13 protein-coding genes are annotated in these 15944 nt (G+C 52.5%); 11 read left to right on the top strand and 2 right to left on the bottom strand.

From position 1 onward, the window contains the following. Positions 1-3 precede the first annotated feature (3 nt). The 9 genes from pstB to AC0YNX_RS00625 all read left to right on the top strand — a co-directional run bounded on the left by pstB (position 4) and on the right by AC0YNX_RS00625 (position 12252). Entirely contained in the window at positions 4-771 is a 768-nt protein-coding gene (gene pstB / locus AC0YNX_RS00585) for a phosphate ABC transporter ATP-binding protein PstB (protein ID WP_475813718.1), read from the top strand. 157 nt (positions 772-928) lie between these two features. Further along, on the top strand, positions 929-2473 hold the full coding sequence (locus AC0YNX_RS00590; RefSeq protein WP_475813719.1) for a diguanylate cyclase domain-containing protein: 1545 nt from the start codon (positions 929-931) through the stop codon (positions 2471-2473). 1 nt (position 2474) lies between these two features. Then, positions 2475-3644 (top strand): EAL domain-containing protein, encoded by a 1170-nt coding sequence (locus tag AC0YNX_RS00595; protein WP_475813720.1) that lies wholly within the window; start codon positions 2475-2477, stop codon positions 3642-3644. A gap of 156 nt (positions 3645-3800) precedes the next feature. Further along, positions 3801-6464 (top strand): DNA polymerase I, encoded by a 2664-nt coding sequence (gene polA / locus AC0YNX_RS00600; protein ID WP_475813721.1) that lies wholly within the window; start codon positions 3801-3803, stop codon positions 6462-6464. 546 nt (positions 6465-7010) lie between these two features. Then, complete coding sequence (locus tag AC0YNX_RS00605; protein ID WP_475813722.1) at positions 7011-9152, top strand: ADP-ribosylglycohydrolase family protein; 2142 nt, start codon at positions 7011-7013, stop codon at positions 9150-9152. A gap of 156 nt (positions 9153-9308) precedes the next feature. After that, complete coding sequence (gene mutM / locus AC0YNX_RS00610; RefSeq protein ID WP_475813723.1) at positions 9309-10181, top strand: DNA-formamidopyrimidine glycosylase; 873 nt, start codon at positions 9309-9311, stop codon at positions 10179-10181. 96 nt (positions 10182-10277) lie between these two features. Next, positions 10278-11012, top strand: a complete 735-nt coding sequence (locus tag AC0YNX_RS00615; RefSeq protein ID WP_475813724.1) for an MntP/YtaF family protein — start codon at positions 10278-10280, stop codon at positions 11010-11012. 50 nt (positions 11013-11062) lie between these two features. Continuing rightward, positions 11063-11659 (top strand): dephospho-CoA kinase, encoded by a 597-nt coding sequence (gene coaE, locus AC0YNX_RS00620; protein WP_475813725.1) that lies wholly within the window; start codon positions 11063-11065, stop codon positions 11657-11659. Next, positions 11656-12252 carry a lytic transglycosylase domain-containing protein gene (locus tag AC0YNX_RS00625; protein WP_475813726.1) on the top strand — a complete coding sequence of 199 codons (597 nt, stop codon included), beginning with the start codon at positions 11656-11658 and terminating at the stop codon, positions 12250-12252. The genes coaE and AC0YNX_RS00625 overlap by 4 nt, the downstream gene beginning before the upstream one ends. A gap of 105 nt (positions 12253-12357) precedes the next feature. Here AC0YNX_RS00625 and AC0YNX_RS00630 read toward each other — a convergent pair whose 3' ends face one another. Then, positions 12358-12567, bottom strand: a complete 210-nt coding sequence (locus tag AC0YNX_RS00630) for an alpha/beta-type small acid-soluble spore protein (protein WP_090572721.1) — start codon at positions 12565-12567, stop codon at positions 12358-12360. 133 nt (positions 12568-12700) lie between these two features. On the opposite strand from AC0YNX_RS00630, the gene nrdR reads away from it, so the two are divergent. Both nrdR and AC0YNX_RS00640 read left to right on the top strand, forming a co-directional pair. Further along, the gene (gene nrdR, locus AC0YNX_RS00635; protein WP_475813727.1) at positions 12701-13162 is read left to right on the top strand and encodes a transcriptional regulator NrdR; all 462 of its coding nucleotides are present in this window, start codon (positions 12701-12703) and stop codon (positions 13160-13162) included. Positions 13163-13388: 226 nt separating this feature from the next. Beyond that, positions 13389-14408: a glycoside hydrolase family 130 protein gene (locus AC0YNX_RS00640; RefSeq protein ID WP_475813728.1), complete on the top strand. Its 1020-nt coding sequence runs from the start codon at positions 13389-13391 to the stop codon at positions 14406-14408. 766 nt (positions 14409-15174) lie between these two features. Here AC0YNX_RS00640 and AC0YNX_RS00645 read toward each other — a convergent pair. Next, entirely contained in the window at positions 15175-15831 is a 657-nt protein-coding gene (locus tag AC0YNX_RS00645; RefSeq protein ID WP_475815145.1) for a transcriptional regulator, read from the bottom strand. Positions 15832-15944: the final 113 nt, after the last annotated feature.

Below are 15944 nucleotides of genomic sequence, written 5' to 3' on the forward strand. Positions count from 1 at the left end.
TCCATGCAAGCTGTGCAAACACAAGGCTTATCAGCAAAAAATGTTCATGTGTATTATGGCGAAAAGGAAGCCATTAAAGGTGTTTCGCTTGATTTCGCTCCTCGTGAAGTTACGGCTCTTATCGGTCCTTCCGGCTGCGGCAAATCCACGTTCCTTCGCAGCTTGAACCGGATGAACGATACGATTGACAACGCGAGTGTTACCGGGGAAATTTGGATTGACGGCCAGAACATCAATGAACCAGGTGTTGATGTCGTTCTGCTTCGGCAGAAGATCGGCATGGTATGGCAGCGCCCGAATCCTTTTCATAAATCGATTTACGAGAACATCGCTTTCGGTCCTCGCTATCATGGCATCAAGGACAGGAAGCAGCTTGACCATATCGTAGAGGACTGCCTCCGCAAAGCTGCGCTGTGGGACGAGACGAAGGACCGTCTGCACAATTCCGCACTAGCGCTGTCCGGCGGTCAGCAGCAGCGTCTGTGCATCGCACGTTCCATCGCGGTTAAACCGCAGATTATTCTGATGGACGAACCGGCATCCGCGCTTGATCCGGTATCGACGGCGAAAGTAGAGGAGCTTATCTCCGAGCTCAAGCAGGATTACACCATTGTCATCGTTACGCACAACATGCACCAAGCTGCTCGCGTTTCTGACAAGACGGCGTTCTTCTACATGGGTAAAGTCGTCGAGTACGATAAGACGGACAAAATCTTCACGAATCCGTCAGAGAAGGCGACGGATGATTATATTTCCGGCCGTTTCGGCTGAACCGAAGATCCGAATGCTGCTTATGCGATAAGCGGCGCGGATCTTTTTTATTTTACATGAATTTAACAGTGTTTCATGTTCCCTTCACAATCGTGTCCTACAATAGTAATGATTGGAAGCGTCTATTACATGACTGGATACCTAAAGAGGGATACAAGTGGACGAAATCGGATATGGGCTATTAGACCGAACGATGATTCAACGCCTTCGGGAGAGGTCAGGGAGCGGAGGCATCGGAATCATCATCGCGCAATTATCCGCAGCAGTGCCGTTATCGGTCCAAGACGCTCTGTCACATTGGGTCGATGAGCAGCGCGGACTTGTTTGGCGGTACAGGATGGAGAACGATTATTTCTTCTTCCTGCAGTACGGAGGCAAATCGGAAGTGAAGCTGGACAAGCTGCTGCATACTGCGGTGGAATCGCTCAAGGAGAAGCTGATCCAGGGCTATGAAGGCGTTCGTGAGCATGGAAGCGGTATGGACAGCAAGTTTAACATTGGTTATGCAAAGGCTGTTCCTTCAGCGATGGGGCGTTCTACGGAAGCGACGATCTACAAAGGAATTAGGGAAGCGGTTATTTCGATGCTCAACCAGCAATTGCGGTACACGGCGATGGAACAAGCGGCTGTGGCAATAGAGCAGGAAGCCTTTTCTAGTAGAGGCCGGGAGTTGGAGCAACCGGAATGGAGCTGGGGCAATGGGACAAAAGGACTGTCCATGGACTCTGCTGCGCCTTTCTTTATTGGGGCGCTCGCGAAGCCGATTCCGACTTTCTCTCCAAACTCGCTTGTGTCGGATCTTGCGCGTATGTTTGAGATCAACACGCATGTGCAAGGCGCGGTAATTGCGAGTGAAGGCAGGCCGCTCGGGCTCGTCATGAAGGAGAATATGAATCAGCTGCTCGCAGGACAGTTCGGCTTGCCGCTTTATTGGAACCGTTCGATTACGAGGATGATGGACGAAGAAGCGCTCGTCGTCGATGCGAATTTGACCGTTGAGCAGGTGGCACAGCAGGCGATGGCGAGGGATATTTCGAGGCTCTATCACGTTGTCATCATCACAAGGGATGAGAAGCTGATTGGGGCCGCATCCATTCGATCTATACTGGAATGCATGACGCAGCTGCGTACCGAGGAAGCGAGAACCGCCAATCCGCTGACCGGGTTGCCAGGCAATGCGACCATACAACGAGAGATGCAGCGGAGAATTGACGCAGGCAAACCGTTCTCAATTATCTATGGCGATCTGGATTATTTCAAATGGTATAACGATTGCTTCGGCTTCAGCCAAGGTGACGAGCTGATCCGGTATCTCGCCACTGTGCTGACGGATGTGACGCGGCATGCAGGTGAGCAGCATGATTTTGTCGGACATATTGGCGGGGACGACTTCATCGTGTTGACGGAAACGGTTGATCCAGGCAAGTTAAGCAAATATATGATTGCGCGCTTTGACGGAGGAGTCGGAGCTTATCATCAAGGAGCGAAGACCGGCACTGCCGTAATGGACCGAAGTGGTAAGACGGTGGAGCAAGACGGCGTTACGTTGTCGTTGTCATTACTGCGTTGGGATGGAGAGCAAGAGGTGACGACAGCGATGATCTCGCAGGCCGCTGCCAGACTGAAGAAACATGCGAAGGCGGTGAACGGCAGTGCCTTTGTTACAGCCGATGTACCTGAGAGCATCCGAGAGAGGGAATAATGTGATTGTAACGAATGAAGAGCAGATGGGGATCATCTATTTCGCTTGGCACGGCAAGGCACAGGAGCGAGTAGATATTAACGTTAGGTTGCGGGCGGACTGGAAGCTGTTCGCCGAACGCGCGCTGCAGGAGCAGAAGAGGGAAGGGTTAAACCATGTATCGAAACTATGGCTGCGAGACGATCTGTTCGTCTGTATCAAGCTGCCTCATGTAGGGAGGGAACTGATGGAAGAACAGCTGCTTGAGCTCGGCAGCCACCTGAAGCAAGATTGGCAGCAGCAGTTCATGGAGACGGCTTTCGGAGGTCATGTACCGGAGCTGAGTCTCCATGCTGGTGTTTCGATCCTCGACGGTAGCATTCATTCCGAACAAGAGCGGTTGTATGAAGGCATCAAACAGGCCATTATACATGGCCAATCGACCAGTGCGACAGAGCGTGGATTGAAGCGGCGTACGCTGGATCAAATTCTGCAAGGTCGTCTCATTCAGCCGGTGTACCAGCCGATTATATCGCTGCAAGGAGGAACCGGTGCGACCTATGGCTACGAAGCGCTGACGAGAGTGCCAGCGCAGCAGTGGTTTGACGGCCCGCTGCCGTTTTTTGATTTTGCAGCGGAAGAAGGGCTTACATATTCCGTTGACCGGCTTGCACGGGAAAGGGCAATTGAATGCAGCGCGGGACTGGCGAGCGGACAGAAGCTGTTCATCAATATTACGGCGCAGATCATGCAGGACCCGACATTCACGCCGGGGCAGACGCTTCTACTGCTGGAGCGGTTCGGCTTGTCGCCGCACCATGTCGTGTTCGAAATTACCGAGCGCAGCTCGATTGAAGATTTCGCTTCAGCGAAGAAGCTGCTTGAGCATTACCGGAGTCAAGGCTACCAGATTGCGATTGATGATGCGGGAGCGGGCTATTCGTCCTTGCAATCCATCGTGGAGCTGAAGCCGGACTTCATTAAGATCGACCGCTCGCTCATCAGCGGTATCCATCAAGATGATATGAAAGGTCATCTCGTTCATACCTTCACTGAGCTTGCGGCGCAGATGAACATCTCGCTTGTCGCGGAAGGAATCGAAGAGGAAGCGGAGCTTCATTATGTGAGGGAGCTTGGCGTGCAATATGCGCAGGGCTATCTGCTAGGGCGGCCAAGACCGAGCATTGGTTAATTGAAGGTAATTGAAGCTAAACGCATTTAATCGATGAGAATTGAACCAGGCTTTTTCACTTATGCGCGGGGCTTGCCCCGCTTCTTAGGTGGGAAAGCTTGTTTGCTTTATGCTATGATAAAAAGTAGGAAAAATAAGGTGAGGTGTGCCACTCTAATGGCGAAATGGATATTGATTGACGGCAATAGTATCATTTATCGGGCATTCTTCGCTCTGCCGCAGCTGACCAATTCGGCGGGGCTGCATACGAATGCCGTGTACGGCTTTACAACGATGCTGCTGAAGCTCCTGGAAGATGAGAAACCGACGCATATGCTTGTCGCGTTCGATGCCGGAAAGACCACATTCCGTCATGAAGGCTATGCCGAATATAAAGGCGGACGGCAGAAGACGCCTTCGGAGCTGTCCGAGCAGTTCCCGATCTTGAAGGAGCTCTTGAAGTCCTTCGGCATCGCCCAGTATGAACTACCAGGTTATGAAGCTGATGACATTATCGGAACGCTTAGCCGGATTGCAGATGAAGGAAGCATCGAGACAGTTGTCGTCTCCGGCGATAAAGATATGCTGCAGCTTGCTTCGGACAATGTGACGATCGCGCTTACCCGTAAAGGGATCAGCGAAGTCGAGCGTTACAATCCTGCTGAGATTAATGAGCGTTATGGCCTGACGCCGCTGCAAATTATTGATCTAAAAGGACTCATGGGCGATACGTCCGATAATATTCCGGGTATTCCCGGCGTTGGAGAGAAGACGGCGCTGAAGCTGCTTCACGAGTACGGCAGTGTCGAAGGCGTCATCGCAGGCGTGAACGAGCTGAAGGGCAAGATGAAGGAGAAGGTCGAGGAGCATCAGGAAAGCGCCGTGATGAGCAAGAAGCTCGCGACGATCTACCGCGAAGTACCGCTTGAGCATCAAGCGGACGAGCTTGTGTACAGCGGTTATGACGATGCTGCGCTCGGCGATGCGTTCCGCAAGCTGGAGTTCAAGTCGCTCATTGAACGTCTTGGCTTGTCTGAAGCGGGCAGCACGGCGGATGTGCCGGCAGCTGAAGTGACATATGAAATCGTGTCGCTAAGTGATTTGGCATCCTCAGCAGCGGCAGTGACCGAGCTGCTCGCATCTTCCGAGAGCATCTATATTGAAGCAATCGGCGACAACCCGCATCAAGCGAGATTGATCGGCATTGCGGTGGCAAACGGCGACCGAATGCTGACGGCAACCTATGACGAGCTGATGGATACGAAGCTGTCTGCGCCTGTTCGCGCTTGGCTCGAGGATGCGGACGCGCCGAAGAGAGGCTACGACCTGCACAAAGCGGAGCTGACATTGTCGTGGATCGGAATTGAGCTGCGCGGGGTGGCGCTTGATACGATGCTTGCCGCGTATTTGCTCGACCCGACCGATACGAGCTTGACGCTTGCTGCGCTTATCTCGCGCTACAAGCTTGCAGCGATTCAGTCGGACGAGGCGGTATACGGCAAGGGAGCGAAGTTCCAGGTGCCAGGCAGCGACGTGCTTGCCGCGCACTTGGCTGCGAAAGCAGATGCGGTTCGCAGGCTGGTTCCGGTTCTGACGGAAGAGCTGGAGAAGGGCCATATGAGCAAGCTATGCTACGAGCTTGAGCAGCCGCTTGCGGTTGTGCTTGCAGGCATGGAGAAGCAGGGCATTAAGGTGAATCCTGCCGTGCTCGAAGAGCTCGGTGCAGAGCTGGAGCGCAATATTGCTCAGTATATGAGCGATATCTACACTCATGCGGGCATGGAGTTCAACATTAACTCGCCGAAACAGCTTGGCGAGGTGCTGTTCGAGAAGCTTGGCTTGCCGTCGTGGAAGAAGACGAAGACCGGCTACTCCACGGATGCGGAAGTCTTGGAGAAGCTGGCGCCATACCATGAGATTGTCGGCTTGATCCTGCACTACCGTCAGCTGGCGAAGCTGCAATCCACGTATGTGGAAGGGCTGCTCAAGGAGATTCGCCGCGATACGGGCAAGGTGCACACGTATTACCGGCAGACGATTGCCGCGACAGGCCGTCTGTCGAGCCAATTCCCGAATCTGCAGAATATTCCGATCCGCCTCGAGGAAGGCCGCCGCATTCGGAAGGCTTTCGTGCCGTCGGAGCCGGGCTGGACGATTCTCGCAGCCGACTACTCGCAGATCGAGCTTCGCGTTCTTGCGGAAATCTCAGGCGATGAGAACATGAAGGAAGCGTTCATTAAAGATATCGACATCCATACGAAGACGGCGATGGACGTGTTCGGCGTAACCGCTGATCAAGTCGATTCGAACATGCGCCGCCAAGCGAAGGCGGTCAACTTCGGTATCGTCTACGGCATCAGCGACTTCGGTCTCTCGAACAACTTGAACATTACGCGCGATGAGGCTGCAAGGTTCAAGGAGCAATATTTTGCCGCGTTCAAAGGAGTTCGGGCGTACATGGACAGTATCGTCGTGCAAGCGCGGGAGAACGGCTATGTGACGACGCTGCTGGATCGTCGCCGCTACTTGCCGGACATCCATGCTTCGAACTTCAACATCCGTTCGTTCGCGGAACGGACGGCGATGAATACGCCGATTCAAGGAACAGCCGCGGATATCATCAAGCTTGCGATGGTCAACATGGACAAGGAAATCCGTGCGCGCGGTCTGCGCAGCCGGATGCTGCTGCAGGTACACGATGAGCTCGTCTTCGAAGTTCCGCAGGAAGAGCTGGAACTGATGAAGACTCTCGTGCCGGAAGTGATGGCAGGCGCGTTGAAGATTAGCGTGCCGCTTCGTGCGGACGTCAGCTACGGCGACAATTGGTATGAAGCGAAATAAGATGTGGGGCAGCCTGATGGGCTGCCCTTTTTTATTATAGCTTGGAGCAAGGTTATAGTCCGTCGCACCCTCAACGTGGATCGGCTATTCGTGAGGGACTTCGCGGCTGGCTGCGGTTCAAATATTTGATTTCTACGGACCTAACGGAACGTACAACGCTTATACGCCACTTTTTCGCCAATTTTGCGCTCTAACGGATCTCAGACACGTTATTGCGTGATTTTCCTTCTATACGAGCTCATTTGTTGGCAATAAGGTCTCTGTGTCCCGTTACATTTTCGAAGAGGTAGAATTTGCCTTAATAACGCGTCTAAGTTCCGTTAGCACAGATAGCTCATCAGAGCATCAGAGTTTTGTCGGCTAGATTTCTGGCATCAATTAATTTGCAGGTCGAGTTCTCGCTAACTTCCCAATGGCAGTTACAGGGATTTACTTGAAAAATACCAATATTCCACCTATAATAATGCCAAATGTGTAACCGCTTACTTATTTGATTTTGGCAAGACCTTAGAAGCGATTAGCAGCAAAATCAAGGAGGGTTATGAAGTGACACAGACAACGATTCCGAACGATTATGTACAGCGGGTATATGCCGGCTGGCTGGGCAAAGTCATTGGCGTGCGCCATGGCGGTAATATTGAGCAGTGGTCCTATGATCGGATCGCGAGAACATTCGGTGAGATTACCGGCTACTTGCATACGTTCAAAAATTTCGCGGCGGACGATGATACGAACGGCCCAATGTTCTTCCTGCGGGCGCTGGAGGATTATACGCATACGAGCGAGATTACAGCTGAACAGTTTGGCCTCACTTGGCTTAACTATGCGCCGGATGGCCACAGCTTCTTCTGGTGGGGCGGTTATGGCAAGTCAACCGAACATACCGCTTATCAGAACTTGAAGAACGGCATCATGGCTCCTCGTTCCGGCTCAATCGAGCAGAACGGTGCAGCCGTCGCCGAACAGATTGGCGGACAAATCTTCATCGACGTCTGGGGACTCATTAATCCGGGCAATCCGAAGCTTGCTGCCGAGTATGCGGAGAAGATCGCAAGCGTATCCCATGACGGCAACGGAAAGTACGGCGGCATGTTCATTGCGGCGTGTATCGCAGCCGCTTTCGTTCATAACGATATTCGCAGCATCTTGCAAGAGGGCTTGGCGGTCATCCCGGCAGATTGCGAGTTTACGCGCATGACGCGGGCTGTCATGGATTATCATGCGGAGCAGCCGGATAATTGGCGCGATGCTTTCTTCTATGTGAGAGAGAATTTCGGGTATCAATTGTACCCGGGCGAATGCCATATTATCCCGAACGCAGCCGTAATCGTGCTATCGCTTCTCTACGGCGGAGGAGACTTCTCGCGCGCCATTAATATCTGCAACATGTGCGGCTATGACACGGACTGCAACGTTGCCAATGTCGGCACGATCATGGGCGTTATGAACGGACTGGACGGCATCGATGGTTCTTGGCGCAAGCCGATCAACGATTTCCTCTGCTGCTCCAGTGTCATCGGAACGCTGAACATACTCGATATTCCTTGGTGCGCTTCATACATAGCGAACTTCGGCTTCAAGATCGCAGGCGTTGAACCGCCAGCGGAGTGGGCTGCTGTGCTGCGCGGCGAGGGTCATCGGTTCCATTTTGAATATCCAGGCTCTACGCATGCGTTCCGTACCGATTCCGATCCAAGCGGCGCGCACGTAACGAGCTTCGTGGAGAATACGACAGAAGCGGTGGCAAGCGGCAGCCGAGCGCTTAAGGTGCTGTTCGACCGTGCATCATGCGGCTATGGCTATCGCGTGTATCATAAGACGTATTATCGTCCGAATGATTTCAACGACAGCCGGTACGATCCTAGCTTCTCGCCGCTTCTGTATCCGGGGCAGACGATTAGCGCGAAGGTGATGGTGCCTGACTTTGTAAGAGCAGGCATTCGAGCTCGCTTGTATGTGCGTGACGGCAATGCTGATGTTCGTCATTATGGCGAGACGGTAGAATTGGCACGAGGCGAATGGGCATCGCTTGCGTTCAAGCTGCCATACATGGACAATGTGTGCATCGAAGAAGCCGGCATCGAATGGATCCCGTCGGAGGGCTGGAACGATAATTTGGTCGCTTACGTCGACCATATGCACTTCTCGGGCACGCCGCAATATGCGGTTAACTTCAAGCACGAGCGGGCCGAACGCTGGCATGGCTTGCATCTTCCGGTGAGTCAGTTCACGAACCTCCGCGGATTGTGGGCGCTCGAAGGCGGGGAGCTATCAGGCAGCTACAGCGGTGAACCGGCAGAATGTTACACCGGCGATCTGAAGTGGCAGGACTACGTATACGAAGCGGTTGTGCATCCCATTTCAGGCAGCCATCATAACATCCAATTCCGCGTCCAAGGCGGCATCCGATCGTATGCCGTTGGTCTCGCGCCTGGAGATAAAGTCACCTTGTACAAAAATGCGCATGGCTACAAAGAGCTCGCTTCCGTAGAGTTCCCATGGTCGCTGAATACCGATTATACAATCAAAGTGGCTGCGATACAGAATCGCTTCCTCGTCTACATCGACGGACAGAAGGTGCTCCAGGTAGAGGATACGAATGCGCCGTATTTAAACGGGCAAATCGGCTTCTCGAATATGGCGGGCAGCCATACGCATTACAAGCAATTTGAGGTTCGTGGCCAGTAAGCTAATTTGCGTGATATCGCTCTCGTCGCTTCGTGCGGCGGGGGCTTTTTTGTATGCACATTTAGCTGAATCCGGCGAGCTCTAGCGCTAGGAGTTTTAGCCGCGCTGAGGTATAATGGTGGTTGAGCTTTTTGGCATGGGAGGGGAAACAAGGTAATGCCGGAATTACCAGAGGTTGAAACCGTTCGGCGCACGCTGAACGAGCTTGTTGCAGGCAAACAGATCGAACGGGTTACGGTTACGCTGCCGCGAATTATTCAGAAGCCGCATGAGCCCGAAGTATTCGCTGATGCCCTTACGGGCCACACGATTCAATCCGTTGAAAGACGGGGTAAGTTTCTTAGGATCATACTGGATGGCCTGGTGCTCGTGTCGCATCTGCGCATGGAAGGCCGTTATGGAGTATATAAGCAAGATGAACCTGTTGAATTGCACACGCATGTCCGGTTTCATTTCGTAGACGGCACGGAGCTGCGCTACAAGGATGTGCGCCAGTTCGGGACGATGCATCTATTCGCGCCGGGCGAGGATTTGACGCTGCCGCCGCTGAATAAGCTTGGCATCGAGCCTCTCGATGAGGCGTTCACGCTGCAAGCGTTCAAGAAAGAAGTGGCGCATCGCACGACGAAGATTAAGCCGCTGCTCTTGAACCAGGAATATGTTGTTGGGCTTGGCAACATCTACGTCGATGAAGCGCTGTTCACAGCTGGCATTCACCCGGAGCGAACGGCAAATTCGCTGAAGGCTGCGGACTGGAGCCGTCTATACGACGCCATTCGCGCAACGCTTAGCCGCGCAGTCGATGCAGGAGGCTCTTCGATTAAGTCCTACGTGAACGGACAGGGAGAAATGGGCATGTTCCAGCATGAGCTGCTCATCTATGGGCGCGAGAAGGAAACATGTCGCAGCTGCGGCGGTCCGATCAACAAGACAGTTGTCGGCGGGCGAGGGACACATATTTGTCTGCGCTGTCAGCCTTTGCCGAAGGATAAGAAGCGAACGAAGCAAGTCAAGCAGCCTGCCAAATAAGGCACGACTTGAAGCGGAGCGCATATGATGTACCATTCGTGTTCTAGGCGAGTGCACAGAAGCCTGTGCTTTCGTCATCATGGGAGGGACATCAAAGTGCTTATACATGCCGCATCATTGCTGCTGCTTGCTTTTGCCGTAAGCGTCGATGGATTTGGCGTTGGAGTTACGTATGGCTTGCGTCGCATTCGGATTCCACTCTTCTCGGTCGTCATTATCGCGTTCTGTTCAGGTCTTGTCGTCTGGCTGGCGATGCAGATCGGTTCGATCTTAACCGGTTATATGTCGCCGGCCATAGCCAAATGGATCGGTGCGCTTCTGCTAATGTGTATCGGTGTCTGGGCGCTCGTTCAATATTGGAAGCGCCGTAAAGCTGGTACTGATGCAGATGCCGATGGCGCAGATGAGGATAGCGCAGATGGAGCAGCGACGCAAGTGAGCGGCATTGCCGTCACGGAGGTGAAGCCACCAGCTGGCGAGCTTGCCGCATCGGCGATTATCAATCTTGAGCTCAAGCGGCTCGGCATCGTCATTCAGATCTTGCGTACGCCTCAAGTGGCTGACGTGGACCGTTCCGGAACGATCTCGGCTTCAGAGGCAATTCTGCTCGGCTTCGCTTTGTCGCTCGACAGCTTCGGCGCAGGGCTTGGCGCTGCGATGGTGGGGTTCAACCCGCTGCTGACGGCCTTCGTCATTTGTACGGCCAGCGCTGTATTTCTGCTTAGTGGCATGAGGCTCGGATTCCGCTTCGCCGGATGGCGGGGCATGCAGGCGTTATCGGTATTGCCTGGCATTATGCTTATTGTGATGGGCTTTTTGCGGCTCATGTAGAATAGAATGGTATTGTAAGTGTAGGCTTATTCCAATATGAGGTGAATGGATTGAAACTCGGATTAACAGGCGGCATCGCTTGTGGCAAAAGCACAGTCAGCGCGATGCTTCTCGCTCGCGGGGCCAAGCTTGTTGATGCAGACCAGGTCGCTCGGGAAGTCGTGCTTCCCGGCGAGCCTGCGCTAGCAGCGATCGCTGCTGAATTCGGACAAGCTGTCTTGAATACAGAAGGTACAATGAACCGGGCAGAGGTTGGCAAGCTGGTGTTTGGCAACCCGGAGAGGCTCGCGAAGCTGGAATCGATTCTCCATCCTGCAATTCGGAAGCGAATGTGGGACAGAATAGAGGCTTATGAAGCAGCGGACCCGAAACAGCTGATCGTCGCGGATATTCCTTTATTGATCGAAACGGGACAAGATGCGTTCTACGATGCGGTGATGGTCGTCTATGTTCCGCAGCACATTCAGCTTGAGCGGCTGATGCAGCGTAATCAGCTTACAGAGGAGCAAGCTTCGCAGCGAATCGCGCTGCAGCTCGATATTGAAGAGAAGAAGCGCCGGGCTACATACGTAATTGACAACAGCGGATCGCTGGCGGAGACGGAAGAGCAAGTGGATCGATTTTGGCGTGAGCAGGGATTGCCATGAGTGTTGTGAAGAAGAAACGAAGAAACAAATTTCGGCGCAGAGTGGTCCTCATCCTTGCAATTGCACTACTTGCTTTATTATTCGTACGCTCGGAATGGATGAGCCATTGGATGTATCCGGTGAAATACCGCTCGGATATTGTCATTAGCGCGACCAATTACAAGCTCGAACCGCATCTCGTCGCTGCCATAATCCGCGTTGAGACGAACTATAAGCCAGGCGTAGTATCCAAAAAAGGCGCAATCGGCGTCATGCAGCTCATGCCGGATACGGCCAAATGGATAATCGAGCGCGGCGGATTCTCGAATGTTACACTAGAAGCGATTTCAAACCAGCCTGATATCGGAATTGAAATGGGCTCGTGGTACTTGAATGCGCTGTATAACCAGTTTGATGGCAATATGTATACGGTAATTGCGGCTTATAATGCAGGACCCGGCACGGTGAACCGCTGGTTGAAAGCCGGAACATGGGACGGGAAGCTGGAGACGGTAGATCAGGTGCCGTATGGTGAAACAAGGCACTATGTACAGCGAGTCATTTATTATTATAATAAGTACAAGGACCTATATCCGGATTTGCTCACCGAGTAATTAGGTGGTAGTGTGTGGTGGTGGTCTGCTGTGGATATAATTGAAAGAAACTTTGGCCGGCTACCTGTCGGCAACCAGCCAAAGCTTGTTGATTAAGACCTTAGATTAACGACCTGCGAGAGATTGCTCTGCAATTTGCACCAGTTTGCGGGTAATGCTACCACCGATGGAACCGGCATCTTTTGTTGTGATGTTGCCGTAGTATCCATCTTGCGGAAGGGAAATACCCAGCTCTTGTGCGACCTCATATTTCATTTGGTCTAGTGCAGCGCTAGCTTGTGGTACAACTAGTTGGTTGCTGTTTCCGTTAGCCACTGTCGTTCACCTCCTTGCGGTTGGTAACTGTATTATGTGCGGAATGCCTTTTTTAATAACAGGTAACAGCTGGGAAACGATTGCTGAAGAGATTTGGCGTTCACTTTGCTATGAAGACGGAGGATATTAACCGATGAAATGCCCGTATTGCGACTATGCAGGGACAAAAGTGCTTGATTCCAGACCCGCTAACGAAAATAAATCGATTCGCCGCCGCCGTGAGTGTGAGAAATGCACAAGGCGGTTCACGACGTTCGAGATGGTGGAAGAAACGCCGCTGATCGTCATTAAGAAAGACGGCAGTCGCGAAGAGTTCAGCCGTGATAAAATTTTGCGCGGACTTATTCGTGCCTGCGAGAAACGTCCGGTATCGATTGATCAGCTTGAAATCATTGTGTCTGAAGCGGAGAAAGAATTGCGCACGACGGCGCTTGCCGAAGTGGAGAGCCGCGAAATCGGCGAGCTCGTCATGTCACAGCTGTATCCGGTCGATGAAGTCGCTTATGTCAGATTCGCCTCCGTCTATCGCCAGTTCAAGGACATCGACATGTTTATGAAAGAACTGAGCAATTTGCTGAATAAGAATCCGTTATAGCTGTGCGATGATTAGTCGCGACTAGTCTCGCGTCTTCGTTCGCGAAAACGTCCAAACCTTGTGGTTTGGGCGTTTTTTTTGTTCCGATTCGCGGGAGGCGATTAAGGGATAGGATGAAAAATGTTTGAACTAGGGTTGTTTTTGTTTGGACTTGTCCATGACCCGTTCCAGGGCCTGTAGAAGCATGCTATAGTGGGGTGAATATCACGAGAGAGGTTGAACCAGGATGAAAATAACGCGTTGCGAAGCAAACCCGATTGTCACTCCCGGCCTTTACGACTGGCGTAAAGCTACGGTATTCAATCCGGCTGTTATTATCGAAGGCGACAAATTCTATATGATGGAGCGGACGGCGGGCAGTCTGGATCCGTTTCAATGCTTCTTCGGCTTGCTGGAGAGCGAGGATGGCGTGAATTTCAAGCATGTGCTGGATCGTCCGGTTATTCATCCGGAGCAGTTCGGCTTCCCGCATGGAAGCATTCAAGATCCGCGAATCGTGAAGATTGATAATACGTTCTATTTGAATTACGCGCTGCGTCCGTGTTCGATGAGCTACTACCCGACTGGCGTCGGCATTCCGAATAACTCGCGTCCGTCGTTCCCGGATGGCTGGGGCGAGGAAGAGGTACATTGGCGGACGCGTTCATCCATTGCAACGTCGAAGGATTTGATCAACTGGGAGTTCCTCTGCGATACGACGCCGCTTGAGATTAATGACCGTGACAATATCTTGTTCCCTGAGAAAATTGGCGGCAAATACGCGCTGCTTCGCCGTCCGGAGGAATATATCGGCGAGGCGTATGGTACAGACAAGCCAGCGATGTGGATCTCGTACTCCGATGATCTGATCCATTGGGAAGATCCGATTCTGTTCGCGACGGTGGAGCAGGAGTGGGAGTTCAAGAAGATCGGCGGATCGACGCCTCCGATCAAGACCGATAAAGGCTGGCTCGTGCTGTATCACGGCGTCGGCCCAGACCATGTGTACCGTGTCGGCGCGATGCTGCTCGATCTCGAACAGCCGGAGAACGTCGTCGCGCGTGCGCCAGGCTTCATCATGGAGCCGGAGACGTATTATGAGAAGTTCGGTTTGTTCATCCCGAACGTCGTATTCCCGACAGCGAATGTCGTGAAGGACGGCTTGCTGTACATCTACTACGGCGCGACAGACACGGCGATCTGCCTCGCGACCGTGCCGCTGGATGAGCTGGTGGATTATGTGATTGCGGAGAGCGCGAAGCGGTAAGTTGGAAAAACACACCTGGGTGCAGGTGTGTTTTTTGTTTGTGTGGGAGTGCATGGGGGCGAGCATAGTGCATGCGCGCGCGAGCAGTTGAGGCGCATGTTTAGCTAATGCAGCGTGCTTGCACGCATTGCGTGTGCTCGCTAACTAGCTCAGCTGACGCTGCGAAGGCTGCTCCGCGTGTTCATCAACTAACTCAGCTGACGCTGCGTTTTTCCACTTCAAGTGTGCGGGCTCTCCAACTAACTCAGCTAACGCTGTGTTCTTTCGTTTCATGTGTGCATACACCAACTAATTAAGCTAACGAATCGTATAGTGCTTATTTACCCGAAATCGACAGTTCTTTTCGGCTAACGAACTCCAGTCACGCTATTGCCCTATTTACCCCTGCAAAGTAGCAAATTTCCGCGGAATAGCGTTACCTGAGTTCGTTAGAAAAACAAACCCACCAAATTTGGATGAATAACGTTTCTGGAGTTCGTTAGAGGAGGAACAGGTGGAGCAGGACAGGAGCTTTTTGGAACTCTGCCCAGCAGCCCACTACCGGCTAACGAATCGTATAGCGCTTATTTAGTCAAAATCGACTGTTCTTATCGGCTAACGAACTCCAGTCACGCTATTGCCTTATTTACCCCTGCAAAGTAGCAAAATTCCGCGGAATAGCGTTACCAGAGAAAAACAAACCTGCCAAATTTGGACGAATAACGTTTCTGTAGTTCGTTAGAGGAGGAACAGGGCTGGAGTTAGGTAATCAAGTGTAACAAGCAAACTAACTGGTCCGTATCGCATATGTACGATACCTCTGCTTGCCCCCGGTAACAATTAAGAGCTGATGACCCACCAGTTTGTGTAAGAGCCGCCGAGCATGTTGGTCTGTAACTCGCAAATGCGCAGCAAGCTCAGCAGGCGTGAATGGTCGCAGAAGGCGGCGGGCGAACCGTGCGGTTTCCGCTTCCAGCCACCCCAGATGCTGAGGTAGTTCCATCGTGGTCACGAACTTCCCGATAAAAGAAAGCACAAGCTGTTGGCAGCGCTGAGTTTCTTCCGTTAACGACAGATAGGCGATCGGCAACAATAGCCAATCGTCCAGTGCGAGTAAGCTGTGACGCCAGCATAAATCTTTGAACCTTCTTACATCGAGATCTCGCGCATGAGGACCGTATCCTTGAATCTCTATGCCGCCTTTCATCTCACCGCCGGGCATATAAGCGAGGTCCACATAGCGATAGCCGCTGTTGAAATCTCTCACCTCCCATTCCGGATAGAGATGGTTGAAGTTGCGGACGGCGGGGTACCAGATTACTCTCAGAAACTCCCGAGTGCCGTGGCCGAGCCCTTTTTCAAGCAATTCGCGCCTGCGAAGGTTACTTTCTTCCGAGATATGATTACTCAACCATTGCTCATATGCCTCTTCGAACGGATTCATTATACTGTCACTCATCCTCTCATAATCGGCCGACTAGACGCAAAAAAGCCGCCTTGCGCACAAAGTCACCTCTTCTGGTGAACCTTGCAGCAATGCGGCGTGTGCTTCACGAC

The sequence above is a fragment of the Paenibacillus sp. J31R98 genome (genome assembly GCF_056269245.1).